Below are 18,563 nucleotides of genomic sequence, written 5' to 3'. Positions count from 1 at the left end.
TTTCCGCTTGCCTTGATTGTCCTAAATAGGGTTACGCGCTACACATTTATGAAAAGCCTGGCGACTGAAGTCGCTGCTTGACAGACTAAGCCCACCTGCGTGGGCTAATACCGTTTCAAGTTGGGGTTGATCTTCATCAGGTAGTAAGCCAAGACGCGTTAAGTGCAGGGAAGAACTTTTGCGTATTTCTCGTTCATGAACGGGAATTACATAGACCTTTGGTGCAAACATCACCCTGACCTCTGAACCCTGACCTCTTCTTTATTCTGGTACAACCTGAATTTGGATTTCTGCTGTTACCTCTGGATGAAGTTTAATTTCAGCGGTGTAAGTACCTGTTTTACTGATATCTGGTAAAGTGATCCCGCGCCGATCTACTTCTTGACCGATTGCTGCTTGAACTAAGGCTGCGACTTCGGGAGCGGTTACAGTACCAAAAATAGCGTCTTTTTCACCAACTTGCTTCGCGATTGTGAATTGCCCTACTTTATCTAATGCTGCTTTCTGGGTTAGGGCTTGTTGACGTAATTCTTCTTGACGCTGACGTTCTTTTTCGCGTCGGCGCTCAACTTGCTTGAGAATCCCTGGAGTTGCTTGCATTGCAAGATTTTGGGGAAGCAAATAGTTGCGAGCGTAACCTGGTGCAACTTCTACTAAATCTCCAGATTTTCCTAGCTTGCTAACATCCTGATTGAGAACTAATTGCACGCGTTTTGCCATGATCTTTCCTGTAGTGGTTCAATTACGTTGGTATCGTTGCGAATGTTTAGTCAAAAAATTGGTCAGAATCTATAATCGTAACGAAATGTAGCAAGCGATCGCAACCGTATATCGTACTACGTCTGGTTAATCGACAGCAATAGGATCGTATTCATGCAAAATGTCTTTCAAACGATGAAGATACCAGGAGTAATCGGTCTAGAACAGCAAAGCCTTCTGCCTTTCTTCACTCAGAACTGATCTTTCATTCCGCGCAAGCGTGCAAAAGTTTGTAGTGGATCGTTGCTTTGCACTGCTGATTGTAACTCAGGTTGATTCCAGCGTAGAAAAGGATTTGTACGCTTTTCAACGTTCAACATCGAAGGTATTGTAGCTTCCAAACGATTGCGTGCTGCTTTGACTATTTCATAACGAGCCTGTAATTCGGGATTTCCACCATCTACCGTCAGCGCAAATTGCAAGTTCTTTAAAGTATATTCGTGAGCGCACCACACGCGCGTATTGTCTGGTAAAGCTCTTAATTTTGTCAAAGAATCGAGCATTTGTGCTGGAGTTCCTTCAAATAAGCGACCACATCCCCCAGCAAATAATGTATCACCACAGAATAAATCTCCGTTGGTGTCTGGTGTTTCTGGCGGGAAGTAGTAAGCAATATGTGCGCGAGTGTGTCCTGGGACAAAAATAACTTCAGCGCTGCGATCGCCAAAGTCAACGCGATCGCCTTCTTTTAAGAAAACTTGCTGTCCTGGTATTCTGCCGCGATCTTTCTCGCCACCATACACTGTAACACTTCCAAAACGCTGAATTAATTTGCGATTACCACCTACATGATCGTTATGATGATGCGTGTTAAAAATTGCTACTAATTCCGCGCCTAGTTGCTCTAGCTGTTCTAGTACTGGTTCTGCTTCTGCTGGGTCTACAACCGCAGCTATATTTTGCATGGGTTCATGCAGCAAAAAAATGTAATTATCATAAAGTGCCGAAATTCTGATGACTTCCATTGCTTGTGCTTCTACTGCTCTTTAAATTAATAACTTAATCTGAATAATTTTTCTTGAATAGAAATACTTAATTAAGAATCTAAATATTTTAGAATTTATACCCGCTTCTAATGATTAAACATCATCATAAGTGAGGATTATAGATGCGCCAAAAGTATTACTGTAATTTACTGAAACTTGCAATTTTTCAAGTATTACCAGAAAACTAAAATTTAATGGAAATCTGTGTTTGAATATTCAAGTATCATGACAATATTGTTCGTGGTAAGCAGTTACGCAGCAACGCTGTTTTAATTTGTGTTAGGAGTTACGCACTTGCCCCCTAAATCCCCCACTCATGGGGGACTTCAACTCAGATTCCCCCCGCCCCCTCTCACTCTCCCCCAATGCATGGGGGAGAAGATAAGGATGAAACTTTTGTGTTTGGGGCTAGGGGAGCAAAATAGATTCAACTGCGTGAGTCCTGTTGTGTATAAGATTTAGAAATGAGTTGGTATTTAGTCGATAAAAAGTCGATTTACTTAGTGGCGAATTGTGCGCGGACTGTCTGGGCAAACTGAATAATCTGAGGAAAATCAGGTGGTAGAGTGTGACTACTCATTCCTAACCACAATAAGTATTCAATATTACCAGCAGGACCAAGCAACGGCGAGACAGTCAAGCCGCGATATTGCCAACTCATTTGTTGTGCGGCTTGTAGTACTTGAAATATTGCCTCAGCTTGGGCTTCTGGATCGCGTACCACGCCTTTTTTTCCAACGTGCGATCGCCCCGCTTCAAATTGCGGTTTAACGAGTAAAACTGCCTCGCGTGGGGGTTGTAGTAATTCCCACAAAGCAGGTAGAATCTTAGTTAAAGAAATAAAAGATACATCAACTACCGCAAAATCAGCCGCAGCGTCACCTTCTTGATATAGTTGCGCTGGTTGCAGATAGCGTAAGTTGGTTCGTTCTTTCAAAACAACACGCGGATCGTTGCGTAAACCCCAATCAACTTGTCCGTAGCCAACATCAATTCCGTAAACGCGTTTTGCTCCAGCTTGTAGGAGACAATCGGTAAAACCGCCAGTCGATATTCCGCCATCGATACAAACACGCCCAGTGACTGAAATATCAAATTCAGTTAAGGCTTTGAAAAGCTTTTCGCCACCGCGTGAAACATAAGGCGATCGCGCTTTAATATGAATTACTGCTGTTGTCTCAACCTCAGTACCAGGCTTATCAACAACTTGTTGATTTACAAAAACTTCGCCAGCGCGAATTAAGCGTTGGGCTTGTTGTCTAGAAGTGCAAAGTTCTAAATCTACGAGTAGCGTGTCAAGTCGTTGTTTAGCCAAGACCAATTACAAAGCATTTATATATAAGCTTTGTCTATTTTAATGCTTATCGAGTTCTACCAAAGGTTACGGTAGATTTCTCCTTCCCAAGTACTACTCCAGTTCGTCCCAAACGGAAATTGCTGCCAATCCATCGTTTCATTAGGAGTAACACGCGTCAACGATATTAACTCCGATTGCATTTGCTCAATAAGATCTTGTTCCGCCGCTGTTAGCAGCACTTCCGCTGATTGATTTGAGTTTTGCGCAGAATTGACCATCATGGCAACATCAAAATACTTGCCATTGATTTTGACGCTAGTTTCGTTAAAATATCGGTCTTCTTAGAAATTCTTTACTTTTTGCTAGTGGTTAGTGATGAGTTTTGAGTTAAATCGTCTCATTCAGAACTCAACACTCAACAACGAGAACTCATAACTCTCTATCTCCTCTGCTTCCTCTTCACCGATACCCCGCCGCTTGTAGCGAGAAAAGTCGGGCGTAGCGCCCTTGGGCTTGAAGTAATTCCTCGTGCGTTCCTTGTTCGATTAATTCTCCACCAGAAAGAACAATAATTTTATCTGCCATACGGACAGTTGAGAAACGGTGTGAAATTAAAATCGCCATTTTATCTTTACTAAGCGTGCGAAATCGCTGGAAGATTAATACTTCAGCTTCCGCGTCCATGGCTGCGGTAGGTTCATCTAAGACAAGAATATCTGCTTGCGTCCGCATAAAAGCCCGCGACAGCGCAATTTTTTGCCATTGTCCGCCAGAAAGTTCTTGACCGCCTTTGAACCAACGTCCTAACTGCGTGTAAAATTTATCTGCCATTTGCTCGATAAAAGGTTGCGCCATGCCTTTTTCTGCGGCAATATGCCAGTGTGGTTCTTCAACTAAGTGTTGAACATCTCCGACACCAATATTCTCACCGACAGTGAATTGATAGCGGACGAAATTCTGAAAAATCACGCCAATTCGCCGATGCAATACTTTGATATCCCATTCTTGTAAATCTAAGCCATCAAGCAGAATTCGTCCTGAATCTGGAGAGTAAAGGCGGGTTAATAACTTGATTAAAGTCGTTTTTCCCGAACCATTTTCACCGACGATCGCAAGTTTCTCACCTGGTTTAAGATGCAACGACAAGTTTTTTACAGCAGGTTGCAAGCTTCCTGGATAGGTAAAAGTCACATTCTCAAACCGAATACCATCTTGCGGTGAGGTTCCTTGGGTGGCGTTACCGCGTGGTGTGGGAATGTCTTGTTCGAGAAACTCATAGAGATTAGATAGATACAATTGATCTTCGTACATTCCTCCCAATGAAGTAAGTGCTGACGAGAACGTTGTTTGTCCTTGGCGAAACACAACGAGATACATCGTCATATCACCAAGCGAAATGCGTCCGGCGATCGCTTCTATCACAATCCAAGCATACGCTGCATAAAACGCCGCACTACTGAGTAAACCTAATGCGTAACCCCACACACCTCGGCGTAAAGTTAAATTGCGATCTTCACGGTATAGGCGATTAAAAATATTGTGGTAGCGTTGTAGCAACATGGGTCCTAGTTGATACAACTGCACCTCCATCGCAAAATCTTCACGCGCAATTAATGTTTCTAAATAATGCTGTTCTCGCGTTTCTGGTGCGCGCCAGCGAAATAAGCGAAATGCTTCGCCTGCAAATTTTGTTTCTGCAACGAATGCTGGGATTGCTGTTAAAACGAGTGCTAACAACGCCCACAGCGAAAATTGCAGCAGCAAACCACCGTAGGTAACGAGTGCAAGACTATCCTGAACGATACCAAATGTTCGGCTCACAAGTGACAACGGACGACTTGATGCTTCGCGCCGCGCCCGCGTCATCTTATCGTAAAATTCGGAGTCTTCAAAATGAGCAAGATCGAGGGTTAAAGCCTTTTCTAAAATTAAAACATTAACTCGTTGCCCTAACAACACGCGTAAAAGTGATTGACAAATACTCAATCCGCGTTGACTACCTGCGAGTAAGGCGACTAGTATGGCTTCTAATGTTAAATAGCCTAATGCGATCGCCCGATTATTTTCTACTCCTGACTGCGAGGCAATAACAACCGCATCAACAATCAACTTACCAATGTAGGCGATCGCCGCAGGAAGTAAACCTGCTGTTAAAGTAAATACTGCAAGAACAACTGTGAGAACGCGGCTAGTTGTCCATACAAGTTCGATAGCCCGTCTACTATAACGAAATATTGCGAATATTTGTCGCAAGCTTTGCTGCAATGGGAGTGCGATTCCCTGCGGATAACTTTTCATCTACGATCAAATACGGGAAACTCACTCTTTTTACTAACCCCAGCTACTCAACTTTCCTTTTGCTCGTGGTACTCTGATATGTGCTCGTAAACTTCTTCAGGAAACTGCAAATCTTTGTAAACGTTGCAAGCATCAGGATCGTCAGGATTGGGGCAAATTGGAAAATCTTGCTGTTGTTGCCATTCCAATACTCTTTCGCGGCGCGGGGGATTATAGTCTTTACCTTGCACTTGTTGATAAAGCGATCGCGCGTCTTCTGCACTAAAATCGCGATCTTTTTGTAGATATTCGATTAACTCTTTTTCGCTTAAAAAGTGCCGCGCTACCATCGCAAACACTAATCTACCGTAATGACCAATATCCTTACCCGCGTCTAATGCATCAAGTAGATGCGCCATCATGTCGCTTTTGCGTAAATCTGCAATTGCCATAGTGATGTTCTCCCTGAATAATAAAGAAGTCAGAGGTCAGCGTTTTTTAGATAGAACTTAAACTGACGCGTCGTTTCTACCAAAATAGATTGTTCTATGAATCCTGACTTTTAGCTCTTAGCCCTTCTTCATTCTATTTTAATAGTACGCAAGTACTAAATCGATGCAACGGTATCGCGTAAAGGCGGACGCCAGCAAAGGTAAGCAAGCGGACCAAATAAAGGAATAAGCGCAAATACCCAGAAAAGTTGTGAATTGCTAGAATAACCGCGACGCGCCATATCGTCACCAAGTACGGTAGGAAACAACGCCGCAAACACACAAAACGCTAGACTCATACCATGAATAAAGCGATCGCCCAAAAATTGCTGCACAAAATCTCCCCAATCGCCAGCAACTAAACCAAAAGCGACTAAACCAAGCGTAAATATCGTCACAGCGACACCAGTACTACGCGAGTCTAGCAACTGTAACCACGGATCTTTAGCACCAGTAAATTCTTGATTCGCTTCGCGTAAGGCTAAGTAAGGAATTAATCCGATCACACCTGTACCAAGTGACGCGAGTGCAAAAGCCCAAAATGGAATTTTCTGCATTCTGCCATCAAAAAATAAAACGCAGCTATAAATAAATACCCAAACACCAATGAGCGAAAACAACGATAAAATGACTGGATTCACCTTTGTCCACTGCAACGTCAGAATATTGATTAACAGTGTTAAGGTTTCTTGTAGATGCAACGGTGGTGCAAAAAACAGCACATAAATAATAAATGCTGCCCAAAGCACCCATAAAATCATTTTTCTACTCATAAGTAAGCGAGTGAAAACGAACATAACTAAAAGGCTGGTGATTGGTCATTGGTAATTGATAATTGGTCATAGTTCCGATTCATTACCCATTACCTGTTACCCATTACCCATTACCCAACAAAACTGAGCATGATAAATCCATCCTACATTTTTCTTGCGGGAGCCAGCCGTGGCGTTGGTCGAGAAATTGTGCATTATTTGACGCAACAACAATTAAAGGTAAAGGCTTTACTGCGCAGCGAGGCGACTCGTGCAGATTTAGAAGCAATGGGGATTGAGGTTATTTTAGGCGACGCGTTGCGTGTTAGTGATGTAGAAAGTGCAATAACACAAGGAATCACAGCAGTGATTAGTACGATCGGTGGTTTACCCAAAGATGGCGATCGCGCAGACTATTTAGGCAATAAAAACCTCATCGATGCAGCCGTCAAAGCTGGAGTACAGAAATTTATTTTAGTTTCTTCGATTGGTAGCGGCGATAGCGCGCAAGCTTTACCACCCCAAGCTTTGGCGACATTAGGTTCTGTATTAGCTGAAAAGGAAAAAGCTGAACAGCATTTGATCAACAGTGGACTGACGTATACAATCATTCGCCCAGGTGGTTTAAAATCAGAACCTGCAACAGGTAATGGCGTGCTTACTGAAGATCCGCGCGTTGCTGGGACAATTTACCGCGCTGATGTCGCGCAACTTGTCTGTCGCTGTCTTAATTCGGAAAAGGCGAATAATAAAATTCTCTCTGCTGTCGATCGCCAAATGATGTACGGTCAACCTGATTTTGTTGAATTTGATGTAAGCTGAGCGATTGAAATTGCCGCTACACAAACGAAACCTATCTTCATAGGTTTCTCTAACGCTTCATCTTCTAGTGACGATCTTGCAGTATGATAATTTTTAAGACTGATTTACTTGCTTGATACACGGCTATGGAAATTCTGACACTTGGTTGGGTTACGCTGCTTGTTACATTCACATGGTCAATTGCAATGGTAGTTTGGGGTCGTAACGGACTGTAAAAGCTCAAGTGGAAACGACAGCACTTAATGTTCTTGTTTTAATTGCCTTTGGGTTACTGGTTGCAGTAACCGGAGGTGTTTTGTACTTAACAGCTGCTGATTGGCGCGATCGCCGTCGCCAAGATAAAGAAAAACGCGAAAACCGCACCTCAGGTAGATACAAACGCAAAAAGGGGTAAAGCATCGCCTTACCCTCTTGACAAAATATTATCTTTATGCATTTTGAGCGCCTGGATGTCCATTTTCGACAATGAACGACGCTAGCGTACTCGCTGGAGCTTGTGGGTCGAGAATTGATGAAACAACTCGATAATCGCTACGCCATTGTTTAGGTGTAAGTTGACAGCGAACGTAGCCGCGAAAAGCACCGTCGAAAAACTTAGTATGTGGATTATCGGCTAAAGCTGCGGTGACTGGGGCGATAAACTGCGTAGGAAAATCCGAAGTAATCGAAGTTCCGACAAATTCTGTACCGATGGTAGGTGAAGCAGGATTGTTAAAGTCGGCTTTGAGATCGTGTATCCAGCTAGAGTGAATGTCACCTGTAATCACAACAGGGTTAGCCACTTTGCGTTGTTGGATGAAGTGAAACAGGCGATCGCGTGCGGCAACGTAGCCATCCCATTGATCGAGGTTAAACGTTTCACTATCTGAACGCGCATCAAAGTCAAATTGAGCCATCATTGTTTGTTGGGCAATCACATTCCAACGCGCGGGCGATCGCTCTAATCCTTTAAATAACCAGCGTTCTTGTTCTTTACCCGTCATCGTCGCCTTTTCTGCCAAAGCCTCCGCGCACCGAGGTTTTAAGCCATCTCCACACGGCTGATCGCTGCGGTATTGGCGGGTATCTAAGACAAAAAACTCTGCTAAATCACCAAAAGTCAAACGCCGATAAAGTTGCATATCGGGACCTTTGGGCAAGGAAGATAAACGCAATGGCATATGCTCGTAATAAGCTTGGTAAGCATTGGCACGACGTTGAATAAACTCTTCGCGCGTTTGATCGTCTTCGGGAATGAAGTTGGCGTAATTATTATCAACTTCGTGATCGTCCCAAGTGACAATCCAAGGAAACTTTGCATGAACCGCTTGTAAGTGAAATCCGGTTTTGTACAAAGCATGACGATTGCGGTAATCTACAAGGCTGATAATTTCAGCGCTGTTGTGTTGGCGTGGTTTGCTAAAATCAGGTCCGTATTCGTAAATATAATCGCCGAGATGGACGACAAAATCGAGTTCTTCTCGCGCCATGTTGCGGTAGGCAGAATAAAAACCATTTTGCCAATCTTGACATGAAGCAAACGCAAAAGTCAGTTGTTGTAAGCGATCGCCTCTTGCAGGTGCAGTGCGCGTTCTGCCGATGCGACTTGTATCGTTACCTACTTTGAATTGATACCAATACCAGCGATTTGGTTCTAAACCTTGCACTTCGACATGAACCGAATGCGCAAGTTCAGGAGTTGCGATCGCCGTTCCTTTTTGGACAACTTGCTGCATTTTGGGATCTCGTGCTACTTGCCAGCGCACTTCAATATTCTGCCTTGGCATTCCCCCACCGTTGAGGGGTTGAGGTGCTAACCGCGTCCAAATCACAAAACCATCGGGTAATGGTTCTCCTGAAGCGACACCAAGTTTGAAGGGATAATCAGAAAATTTTGGTTGAGCAACGACTCGCCGCGAAAATTGACTTGCGATCGCCAAACTTGTTAATGCACTCACACCGATCAGCAAGCGTCGCCGCTGCATCCCAGTCAACAGCAAACGCTCCACATCCCAACGAGCCATATTAATTCCTCTAAATATCTTCTTTAAAGTCGGGTAACTCAAAAAATCCAAGACTTAATAAAGTAACCAAACTTTTTCTGAGTAAAAGACTCTTATGAAAGATATCAATTGATAATTAACTGCTGTTCAAGCTAGCGTTAAACTTGTTTTAAGCTAAAATTTCACTTTGAGAAGAATTTTACTATGGCTTTGTTTTATACCTTTAATCAAAATTGTGTAGTGTTTTTTATAGAAATTGTTGAGTATGAAACAAAAAGAAATTTATTACGATTTCCCATTTTATGAAATTACAGTACAGTGAATTTGCTTTATACCTCGATGATTCAGGTAGTCCTAAACCTAATCCAAAAGACCAGTGTCCTTTTTTTGGGATGGGTGGTGTTTTAATAAATAGAGGTCACGAACAGATTATTGAAGCATTAGTGTTAGAGTTTAAACAGCGTTGGAATATTGCTGTAGATATACCTTTGCACGGGAGTGAAATACGTTCTAAAAAGAACAATTATGATTGGTTAGGAAATCTTTCAGAAGTAGAGTATCAACAATTCATGGAGGATTTAACTAATACAATCGTTCGTTGCCCTATTATTGTTCATGCCTGTGTTATATCTCGTCATGGTTATCTGAAACGCTACTTAGAAAAATATGGCGAGGATACATGGGAGATGATGAAAAGTGCATTCACTATTTTAGTGGAACGTGCAGCTAAGTACGTAGCTGCCAAAAATGGTACATTAATGGTTTATTTTGAAGCTGCTGGAAAAAGAGAAGATAGACTAATCAAATCCTACTTTAATGAATTGCGCTCTCAAGGACACCCTTTTGATACTATTCGAGCAAATAAATATTTTCCGCTATCTGCTAACGACTTTTCATCTCTACTGCGTGGAATCGATAGCAAGAAAAAGAGTAATGCAGTGATGCAAATTGCTGACTTATGCTTATATCCGGTTGTTACTAGTAAAACCAATCCAAATAACCAAGCGTTTTTAAGCCTTAAAAAGGCTAAGTTGCTAGTTGATTGTGACTTAGAACTTAGTCTTGTAGATAGTTTAGGAGTTAAATATTACTGCTTTGATGATTACCCCTAAAAACAACAAAACCGCCTTGAAACGCGGTAATGGTGCGGCGGTCTACGACCACCCCTAGGCTGAGCCTACCTTTAAATATACCTTTTAATCAACTTTTCGTCAACTATAGCGAACCTGTATAATACTATTTCACTTTGAAGTTACTACAAATAGGGAGCAGAGGAGAAATGATTTGTCGTTTTCATTTAGTGAAATGGTACAATATAGTAATAACCATAAGTAATTCTACTTAAATAAAAGAACTTGCCTCAAGAGGCTTCATCTCTCAAGGCAAGCTCATAGATTTATCAGTTGTGATTGAGATAGTTTATAGCTGCTTCACTTCAGAAACCAACTTCGCTACCACATCTTTCGCACTGCCAAAGAGCATCATCGTTTTATCTTTGTAAAATAGATCGTTATCTACTCCAGCAAAGCCGGTACTCATTCCCCGTTTAATCACGATTGTGTGCTTAGCGCGATCGACTTCCAAAATGGGCATTCCATAAATTGGGCTAGCAGCATCGCTACGCGCTGCGGGATTCACGACATCATTTGCCCCAATTACCAACGCGACATCAGTTTGCTCAAACTGGGGATTGATATCGTCCATGTCGTACAACTGCGGATACGGTACGTTCGCTTCGGCAAGCAACACATTCATATGCCCTGGCATTCTTCCTGCAACGGGGTGAATTGCATACTTAACCTCCACGCCCATTTTTTCGAGTTGATCTGCCAATTCGCGAACGCTATGCTGTGCTTGCGCGACTGCCATACCGTAGCCAGGAACAATCACCACCGATCGCGCATAACCCAGCATCATTGCGCCTTCTTCGGGATCAATGCTGTGGACAGTTTTATCTTCTGTCCCACTACCACCAGAGACACCCGCCTTACCAAACGAGCCAAATAAAACGCTTCCCAATGAGCGGTTCATTGCCTTGCACATGATCTGCGTCAAAATTAACCCAGATGCACCTACCAAAGCACCCGCGATGATCAGCATATTATTCATCACGACAAAACCAGCTGCACTCGCCGCTAAACCGGATAACGAGTTCAACAGCGAAATGACAACTGGCATATCGCCGCCACCAATTGGGAGAACGAATAATACGCCAAGGAGTAAGGAAATACCCGCTACTGCTAAGAAGATGGGTAGATTTTCAGGGGAGACTAATAAATACCCGCTACCAACAACAAAACCAACTAAAAGTAAGGCATTAATCGGTTGCTGTAGGGGAAATGTGACAGGGGAACCGCTGATTAAACCTTGCAACTTAGCAAAGGCAATCATACTGCCAGTAAACGTGACGCCACCGATAAACACATCTAATAGCATCGATATATTGGCATCGAGGGGGATTGCTTGCGACGTTCCCATTAATCGCCAAAACTCAGCAACGGCGACAAGCGCAGAAGCCGCGCCACCGAGTCCGTTTAATAAGCCTACCATTTGTGGCATTGCGGTCATTGCTACTTTTTGCGCCGCGATCGCCCCAATTAACGAACCAACTGCCAAGCCGACTAAAATCATTTCATAGCTTAGTACCTGCCGATCGAGCAGCGTTGCCACAACAGCAAGCAACATCCCGACTGCTGCTAAGAAATTACCTTGACGCGCGGTAGCAGGCGAACCTAATTTCTTTAAACCGACAATAAATAACGAAGCCGCGACTAAATAAGTTAACTGAATTCCTGTTGGTAGAAAGTCACTCACGCTTTCACCTCTTTTTTCTTAAACATTTGCAACATCCGATCTGTTACTAGAAAACCACCTACAACGTTGATGGTTGCTAGCACAACGGCGATTAAGCCTAAAATGACTGATACGCTTCCTTCATTGGCACCTGAAACTAGAATCGCGCCGATTACCGCAATGCCTGAAATCGCATTCGCGCCAGACATCAAAGGCGTATGTAGTGTGGGTGGGACTTTATTAATAACTTCAAATCCCGTAAAAGATGCCAAAACAAATACAAACAAAGCGGCAAGTAATGCTTCTGTCATTGAAAAATCTCCTGATTGGTAATTGGTAATTGGTCACTGGTAATTGCCTTGATTACCTATCACCGCTTATCCAGCTGTTGCACTACTCAACGTTGCCAAAGCTTCTTTTACACGTTGATTGCAAATTTCACCCGCGTGTGTAATACAAGCAGCACTCACAATATCGTCTGCAAAATTTACGTCTAGGTTGCCATCTTTGATCAGCAGTTGAACAAGTGAAACAAGGTTTTTAGAATACAGTTGACTGGCGTGAACGGGCATCGATGAAGGTAAATTGATAGGACCAATAATTGTTACGCCATTGCGCTGCACGTCTTTACCTGGTTCGGTACAAGCACAGTTTCCACCTTGTTCAGCGGCAAGATCGACAATCACTGAACCTGGTTTCATGTTCGCCACCATGTCTTCCGTCACGAGTAGCGGGGCTTTTTTGCCAGGAACTTGTGCGGTTGTAATCACAACGTCAGATTGCTTGATGTGTTCGGCGACAACTTCTTGCGTCCGCTGCTTAGCGGCTTCTGACACTTCTTTCGCGTATCCGCCATCCGCTACAGTATCTTCGTTAAGTTGTACTTCGACAAATTTCGCTCCTAAGCTTTGAACTTCTTCTTTCACCGCAGGGCGAATATCAAAAGCTTCTACGACAGCGCCCAAGCGTCTGGCGGTGGCGATCGCCTGTAACCCTGCAACTCCCGCACCCATGATAAATACTTTAGCTGGCGCGATTGTCCCTGCGGCTGTTGTCAGCATCGGAAAGTATTTTGGTAGTGCTGCTGCGGCAATTAATACGGCTTTGTATCCCGCAATCGATGCCTGTGATGATAATGCATCCATGCTTTGCGCTCTAGTTGTGCGCGGGATCATTTCCATACTCAGCGCGGTAATTTGTTTTTGTGCCAAACGCTGGGCGATCGCGGGTTCGCCTAACGGATTTAAGAAGCTAACTATAACTGCGCCCTCACGCAATAAATCTATCTCCAAGCGTCCGTCTTCGCGCTCTTTGGGTATTCCTACTTTGAGGAGAACATCAGTTTCTCGCCATAAAGTGTCTGTGTCGTTAATGATTTTTGCACCTGCGGTTTCATAATCCGTATCTGTGAAAAAGGCGCTTTCTCCCGCACCTGCTTCTACCCATACTTCAATTCCTTGTTTAACTAATCGGGCGACAGTATCCGGTACTAAAGCAACACGACGCTCGCCAACTTCAATTTCTTTTGCAACTGCTAGTCTCATGCAATCTCCTTCCTGACAATCTCGAAAATAAGCAACTTAAAAATAGGCTTTTTGCTAGCTCCTCCAGCCAAATGAAAACCTCCCCGTGAGTTTTAAATAAAAGTGGTGTTCCACTTTGCGACTACGTGGAGGCTTTATCGGTTCGGCAATTGCGATTTAATATTTTTCAAAACTTAACTTGTACTTAACTTTGCACATCTTATTGCGATCCCCAGATGTCTAATTCCAATCTTTAGCTTCTTTTATAAATTGAGTGACCATAAGCATTTTATATGTTACTTTTTGTAACTTTAATACTTGGTCATCAAGAGTCTTCTTGAACAAATTGGGAGTCTTGATGAATTTAGCGTATCTGATAGGCATTTGTGTAGCAAAATGTTTCAACTTTTATAACGAAAACCAAAAATATAGACACACTGGTACACATTTATCAATACATTTCTGTGAATTGTGCAAAGGTAATTTAACTCATTTGCCTAAAATACGAATACTAAAAAATTGCAAAGCATTGGCACTTTTTTTGACTACAGCACGTCCAAATCATAGAAGTGAAGAGCGAGGGTAAGAGAACCTCATAGCACGCATTTGGTGGATTGCATCGTGACGCTTTGTGTGTCAGACTGCGTCCTCTGCATGGCGTTAGTGCTGGAGTATTAGACCTGATTCACGGGGCGAGACTCTTGTTTTTTGTCCTCGTGCTTTATCCCTAGCTCCTCGCTCCTTTCTGGTAAAGTTTAGTAAAAACACCTATTATTTAGGTATCAGACCGATGGTAGCCACAAAAGTATCTATGCGTCGTGTAATTTCTGCTTTAGCCGTTACTGGTTGTTTAATTGCTGGGTTCCCTGTTGTTTCCCTTGCCCAGTCCTTGCCTGGTTTTACAATATTTAGCGGCGTCAGACGCGAGAACCAGTTGCCTTTTCGCCTAGATTTTGGTGGACAAGCTAATGGCTGGGATCGCTATCGTTTGCGCATTCCAGGAAATAGACTAAATTTGGCTGCTGCTCAATTTACAGTTACTTATCCTGAAAACTATCGCGGCAAGTTTGACACAGACCGAATTGAAGTTCGTGTTAGAGGAAAAAGTGTACCACTACAAGAAGTAAGATGGGATCAAGAAAACCGCGTCGTGGAAATCTTCCCAGTTGAACCTGTACCAGCTAATACGCGTACTGAAATTGTCTTCTCTAATGTCAGAAATCCTACGTTTGGTGGAATGTACTATTTCAACTGCCAAATTCAAACGCCTGGTGATGTCCCGCTGCTACGCTATGTAGGCACGTGGATTTTGAGTATCACCTAGGAAGAAATTGGGGTTATGGGATACGGAATTTACTGTATCTCCCTTGCTGCTGAAGTTACACTTTGGTGATATAATAAGAGATTGTGACTTTTCATAGGCAGCTAAGCTAGGAAGAATTATGAAGCGCACTTTAGAAGGTACTAACCGCAAACGAAAAAGAACCTCTGGTTTCCGCGCTCGGATGCGGACTCCAGATGGACAAAATGTCATAAAAGCCCGTAGAAGAAAAGGACGTCATCGGTTAACGGTTTAGCATTAGTCGCAAAAAATCAGGCGTTGATACATTCGAGATCAACACGCGTGGCTTTACATAAAGCAAATCGACTGCAAAGTCGGCACGATTTCCGAGCCGTGTTTCGGGAAGGAATCCGCCGTAATGGTTCGCACATAACGCTTAGAGCCTTACAGCGGAAAGCTAAGCATACTGCTAACACTGCTAGTGGAGATCTCCAGCCATCTGAGTTATTAGAAGTACCAACACGTCTTGGTATTTCAGTCAGCACAAAAGTGAGTAAACGCGCTGTCATTCGCAATCGGATTAAGCGTCAGGTTCGAGCAGCTTTCCGAAATTTATTACCGCGAATCGCGCCTGGATGGTTACTGGTGGTGATTATACACCCGTCAGCGGTACAAGCTCAGTGCGATTACGGTCAATTTCTGCAAGAATTAGAGCAGTTGTTGACCGAAGCTGAGGTGATAGATGGGCATTCGTGAGGACGTATTTTTTGAAGGCGGACCGCATATTGGGGATCTTATTATTAATTTACTCATTGGATTAACGTTAATTGGTCTACCGCTAACAGTTGGAGCGATTGTCCGCGCCTTGTGGCTGCGCTATCGCATTACAAGTCGGCGCATTACGGTAACGGGAGGGTGGCAAGGACGCGATCGCACTGATGTAATTTATGCGGAAATAGTTAAAATTGTTAAAGTTCCCAGAGGTGTCGGCTTGTGGGGAGATATGGTACTCACGCTCAGAGACGGTAGCCGTTTAGAATTACGCGCGGTTCCCAAGTTTCGCGAGATTTACGACTATATCAACGAGCAAGTCGCTGCCAAGAAAGTAGGTGCAGCATAGTCTGAAATCGATTAATCTAGGGCAGGCTTGATAAATTAAATAACGATATATCGGTATTAGACATCAGGAAAATTGATCCTCTGTTCTCTAATTCCAACGCCTGACCCTTAGTTCGGATACATTAGATTCAGACATATTAGAGTAGTTCAGGTTGACTTAACGCCAATGGATTTTGGTATCGGGTTTCTTTCTAACAACGTAATGCTGCCGATCCTGGATTTCTTCTATGGGATCGTGCCAAGCTATGGATTAGCGATCGTGGCGTTAACACTCGTCATTCGCTTTGCACTCTACCCTCTCAGTGCTGGCTCGATTCGCAATATGCGGCGCACGCGAATCACGCAACCTTTAATGCAAAAGCGGGTAAAAGAAATTCAGGAGCGCCACAAAGACAATCCTGCCAAGTTGCAGGAAGAAATGAGCGCGGTATACAAAGAATTTGGTAATCCACTGTCTGGGTGCTTACCCGTACTGCTGCAAATGCCAGTATTATTTGCTTTATTCGCCACGCTACGCGGCTCGCCGTTTTCGGATGTCAACTATACTGTCAACCTGCAAATCCTGCCTCAGGAACAAATCGAACGGATTCAACCAAAAGCCTTTGCGACTTCACCGCAAAACATCTACATTGCAGATGGCGAACATTACCGCATTAGCGCGATTCTTCCTAGCGGTAACAATTTAGCAGTCGGCGAAAAAACAAAGCTCGAATTTCAAACCGTAGAAGGCAAGCCACTGCAAGAGTTGGTCGCCGAGCATCCAGAATCGAGTATTACACCCCACTGGAAGATCGCAAAAGGTCAAGAGCGGGTACAAATCGACGAAGCAGGCAATATTACAGCATTGCAACCAGGTGACGCAACAATTCAAGGGACAATTCCTGGAATTGCGTCTGAGAAAGGCTTTCTGTTCATTGATGCTTTAGGGAGAGTAGGCGCTTTTGATCCCGATGGCACAATCCACTGGGATATTGTGGCGATGGTGATTGGCTTTGGTTTAAGCTTGTACCTCAACCAAGTACTTTCCGGTCAAGGTGCCTCAGGTAATCCCCAACAGGACACAGTTAACAAAATCACTCCGGTCATTTTTTCAGGGATGTTTTTGTTTTTCCCCCTACCTGCGGGAGTCCTGATGTATATGCTCATTGCTAATATCTTCCAAACGTTGCAGACATTTGTCGTGTCCCGCGAACCTCTGCCAGAAAACCTGCAAAAAATTGTAGCGGCATCCGAACCAAAAGAATCAGAAGCCAAAGGACGTGAATCACTTCCTTTCGAGCCAGGACGTTCTAAGAAAAAAGCTTCAGGGTAAGTATGACAGAGGATACGCGTATGCAGCGAGGTCAAGTGTGGCTAGAATCGCTGCTTCAGCTGATGGGTGTGTCTCCGAGTGTGGAGGCACACTTAGAAGCAAATCAAATCGAAGGTGCGGGAGAGCCAGATAACTACTGGTTGACGATTGATAATACAAAACTCACACCAGAACAGATAGAAATTCTTATTGGTTCAGAAGGCAGTGTACTTGATGCAATTCAATACTTAGCGAATGCAACGCTTAACTTGAACCAATCGCCAGCCGACCAAGCATCATACACCGTTGAGTTAGACGGTTATCGCGTACGTCGTCAAGCAGAAGTGCAAGCGATCGCCCAAGCAGCAGCTGAACAAGTCCGCGCTTCAGGGCAAGAAGTCGAAATCAAATCGCTCTCATCAGCAGAGCGCCGTCAAGTTCATACGTTCTTGAAAACTTTTCCAGATTTAGAAACCTTTAGTAAAGGTAAGGAGCCACACCGACATTTAGTAGTGCGCCAGCTGCAATAGGAACAGCATACCAAGCATGGGCGCAATTGCGCCCATTTGAATCGTAAGTTCCGATCTCCGACCGCTACGACAACAGCTAGACTGTTATTTGAGTACTAACGCTGTGTTGGAAATACTATTTGTTTGAAGGGGTGGCGCAAAATTATGATGGAAGCCATTTATATTCCGCAGCTACTGAAAGCGCCGGAGAAAACTGAGACGATCCAAGTTCAGGAGTTTTTGCAAGACTTAGAAACCCTGACACCTGTTCGTGGTTGGATCAAAGTCAAGCATTGCGGCAATTATTTAGAAGTGTCTGCCGCTGCTGAAACCATCATCACGCTAACGTGCCATCGCTGCCTGCAACAATACAATCATCGTTTGGTTGTCGATACTTCAGAGATTATCTGGTTAGACGAAGCTGCCGAACAAACAGATATGCTTTTAGTTGAGCGAGAAATCGCGATGGAAGACTTGGTAGAAACATTGCCACCGCGCGGTTTCTTCGAGCCTAGTCAGTGGCTTTACGAGCAGTTATGTCTAGAACTGCCGCAAAGGCAATTATGCGACGCCAAATGCTCAGGAATTCAACCAGAAAATAATGATGCTGCAACGGCACTTATTGACAAACGCTGGGCTTCGCTGCAAGCTCTAAAGAAAGACCTTTAACATTAAAATGC

At 43.7% G+C, this 18,563-nt stretch carries 23 protein-coding genes; 11 read left to right on the top strand and 12 right to left on the bottom strand.

Annotation, left to right across the window (positions count from 1 at the left end; all coding sequences use genetic code 11):
- Positions 1-21 precede the first annotated feature (21 nt).
- The 8 genes from GLO7428_RS14855 to GLO7428_RS14820 form a co-directional block, all read right to left on the bottom strand.
- Positions 22-231 carry a hypothetical protein gene (locus GLO7428_RS14855; RefSeq protein ID WP_015189385.1) on the bottom strand — a complete coding sequence of 70 codons (210 nt, stop codon included), beginning with the start codon at positions 229-231 and terminating at the stop codon, positions 22-24.
- A 30-nt stretch (positions 232-261) separates the two neighbouring features.
- Positions 262-720 (bottom strand): 50S ribosomal protein L9, encoded by a 459-nt coding sequence (gene rplI / locus GLO7428_RS14850; RefSeq protein ID WP_015189384.1) that lies wholly within the window; start codon positions 718-720, stop codon positions 262-264.
- 230 nt (positions 721-950) lie between these two features.
- Positions 951-1,724, bottom strand: a complete 774-nt coding sequence (gene gloB / locus GLO7428_RS14845) for a hydroxyacylglutathione hydrolase (protein WP_015189383.1) — start codon at positions 1,722-1,724, stop codon at positions 951-953.
- A 517-nt stretch (positions 1,725-2,241) separates the two neighbouring features.
- On the bottom strand, positions 2,242-3,060 hold the full coding sequence (locus GLO7428_RS14840; protein ID WP_015189382.1) for a TlyA family RNA methyltransferase: 819 nt from the start codon (positions 3,058-3,060) through the stop codon (positions 2,242-2,244).
- 56 nt (positions 3,061-3,116) lie between these two features.
- Positions 3,117-3,323 carry a hypothetical protein gene (locus GLO7428_RS14835; protein WP_015189381.1) on the bottom strand — a complete coding sequence of 69 codons (207 nt, stop codon included), beginning with the start codon at positions 3,321-3,323 and terminating at the stop codon, positions 3,117-3,119.
- A gap of 178 nt (positions 3,324-3,501) precedes the next feature.
- Positions 3,502-5,340 carry an ABC transporter ATP-binding protein gene (locus tag GLO7428_RS14830; RefSeq protein ID WP_015189380.1) on the bottom strand — a complete coding sequence of 613 codons (1,839 nt, stop codon included), beginning with the start codon at positions 5,338-5,340 and terminating at the stop codon, positions 3,502-3,504.
- 47 nt (positions 5,341-5,387) lie between these two features.
- Positions 5,388-5,771 (bottom strand): hypothetical protein, encoded by a 384-nt coding sequence (locus tag GLO7428_RS14825; RefSeq protein ID WP_015189379.1) that lies wholly within the window; start codon positions 5,769-5,771, stop codon positions 5,388-5,390.
- A 155-nt stretch (positions 5,772-5,926) separates the two neighbouring features.
- Positions 5,927-6,583, bottom strand: coding sequence for a hypothetical protein (locus GLO7428_RS14820; protein WP_041919187.1), 657 nt, complete (start codon positions 6,581-6,583; stop codon positions 5,927-5,929).
- 129 nt (positions 6,584-6,712) lie between these two features.
- On the opposite strand from GLO7428_RS14820, the gene GLO7428_RS14815 reads away from it, so the two are divergent.
- From GLO7428_RS14815 to GLO7428_RS28545, 3 genes are all read left to right on the top strand, one after another.
- Positions 6,713-7,384 carry an SDR family oxidoreductase gene (locus tag GLO7428_RS14815; RefSeq protein ID WP_015189377.1) on the top strand — a complete coding sequence of 224 codons (672 nt, stop codon included), beginning with the start codon at positions 6,713-6,715 and terminating at the stop codon, positions 7,382-7,384.
- Positions 7,385-7,509: 125 nt separating this feature from the next.
- A complete protein-coding gene (gene petN, locus GLO7428_RS26785; RefSeq protein WP_015189376.1) occupies positions 7,510-7,599 on the top strand; it encodes a cytochrome b6-f complex subunit PetN in 90 nt (29 codons plus the stop codon).
- Positions 7,600-7,607: 8 nt separating this feature from the next.
- Positions 7,608-7,778, top strand: a complete 171-nt coding sequence (locus tag GLO7428_RS28545) for a hypothetical protein (RefSeq protein WP_196797376.1) — start codon at positions 7,608-7,610, stop codon at positions 7,776-7,778.
- 34 nt (positions 7,779-7,812) lie between these two features.
- On the opposite strand, the gene GLO7428_RS14810 is transcribed toward GLO7428_RS28545, so the two are convergent.
- A complete protein-coding gene (locus GLO7428_RS14810; protein ID WP_015189375.1) occupies positions 7,813-9,387 on the bottom strand; it encodes an alkaline phosphatase in 1,575 nt (524 codons plus the stop codon).
- 281 nt (positions 9,388-9,668) lie between these two features.
- On the opposite strand from GLO7428_RS14810, the gene GLO7428_RS14805 reads away from it, so the two are divergent.
- Complete coding sequence (locus GLO7428_RS14805) at positions 9,669-10,478, top strand: DUF3800 domain-containing protein (RefSeq protein ID WP_015189373.1); 810 nt, start codon at positions 9,669-9,671, stop codon at positions 10,476-10,478.
- A gap of 307 nt (positions 10,479-10,785) precedes the next feature.
- Here the strand turns inward: GLO7428_RS14805 and GLO7428_RS14800 are convergent, their stop codons facing one another.
- From GLO7428_RS14800 to GLO7428_RS14790, 3 genes are all read right to left on the bottom strand, one after another.
- The gene (locus tag GLO7428_RS14800) at positions 10,786-12,180 is read right to left on the bottom strand and encodes an NAD(P)(+) transhydrogenase (Re/Si-specific) subunit beta (protein WP_015189372.1); all 1,395 of its coding nucleotides are present in this window, start codon (positions 12,178-12,180) and stop codon (positions 10,786-10,788) included.
- On the bottom strand, positions 12,177-12,470 hold the full coding sequence (locus GLO7428_RS14795) for an NAD(P) transhydrogenase subunit alpha (RefSeq protein WP_015189371.1): 294 nt from the start codon (positions 12,468-12,470) through the stop codon (positions 12,177-12,179). Before GLO7428_RS14795 ends, GLO7428_RS14800 begins: the two co-directional genes overlap by 4 nt.
- Positions 12,471-12,536: 66 nt before the next feature.
- The gene (locus GLO7428_RS14790) at positions 12,537-13,703 is read right to left on the bottom strand and encodes a Re/Si-specific NAD(P)(+) transhydrogenase subunit alpha (RefSeq protein ID WP_015189370.1); all 1,167 of its coding nucleotides are present in this window, start codon (positions 13,701-13,703) and stop codon (positions 12,537-12,539) included.
- Between the two features lie 769 nt (positions 13,704-14,472).
- Here GLO7428_RS14790 and GLO7428_RS14785 point away from each other — a divergent pair.
- The 7 genes from GLO7428_RS14785 (at position 14,473) to GLO7428_RS14760 (ending at position 18,552) form a co-directional block, all read left to right on the top strand.
- On the top strand, positions 14,473-15,006 hold the full coding sequence (locus tag GLO7428_RS14785; RefSeq protein ID WP_015189369.1) for a DUF2808 domain-containing protein: 534 nt from the start codon (positions 14,473-14,475) through the stop codon (positions 15,004-15,006).
- A gap of 115 nt (positions 15,007-15,121) precedes the next feature.
- A complete protein-coding gene (gene rpmH, locus GLO7428_RS26780) occupies positions 15,122-15,259 on the top strand; it encodes a 50S ribosomal protein L34 (protein WP_196797612.1) in 138 nt (45 codons plus the stop codon).
- Between the two features lie 47 nt (positions 15,260-15,306).
- Positions 15,307-15,720, top strand: a complete 414-nt coding sequence (gene rnpA / locus GLO7428_RS14780) for a ribonuclease P protein component (RefSeq protein ID WP_015189367.1) — start codon at positions 15,307-15,309, stop codon at positions 15,718-15,720.
- Positions 15,707-16,084 (top strand): PH domain-containing protein, encoded by a 378-nt coding sequence (locus GLO7428_RS14775; RefSeq protein WP_015189366.1) that lies wholly within the window; start codon positions 15,707-15,709, stop codon positions 16,082-16,084. Before rnpA ends, GLO7428_RS14775 begins: the two co-directional genes overlap by 14 nt.
- Before the next feature lie 165 nt (positions 16,085-16,249).
- Complete coding sequence (yidC, locus tag GLO7428_RS14770) at positions 16,250-17,395, top strand: membrane protein insertase YidC (RefSeq protein WP_015189365.1); 1,146 nt, start codon at positions 16,250-16,252, stop codon at positions 17,393-17,395.
- 20 nt (positions 17,396-17,415) lie between these two features.
- Complete coding sequence (locus GLO7428_RS14765) at positions 17,416-17,904, top strand: R3H domain-containing nucleic acid-binding protein (protein ID WP_015189364.1); 489 nt, start codon at positions 17,416-17,418, stop codon at positions 17,902-17,904.
- Positions 17,905-18,051: 147 nt separating this feature from the next.
- Positions 18,052-18,552: a DUF177 domain-containing protein gene (locus GLO7428_RS14760; protein ID WP_041918643.1), complete on the top strand. Its 501-nt coding sequence runs from the start codon at positions 18,052-18,054 to the stop codon at positions 18,550-18,552.
- Positions 18,553-18,563 lie beyond the last annotated feature (11 nt).

The sequence above is a fragment of the Gloeocapsa sp. PCC 7428 genome (assembly GCF_000317555.1).
Classification (GTDB): domain Bacteria; phylum Cyanobacteriota; class Cyanobacteriia; order Cyanobacteriales; family Chroococcidiopsidaceae; genus Chroogloeocystis.
This window is presented reverse-complemented; position numbering and strand designations above follow the sequence as displayed.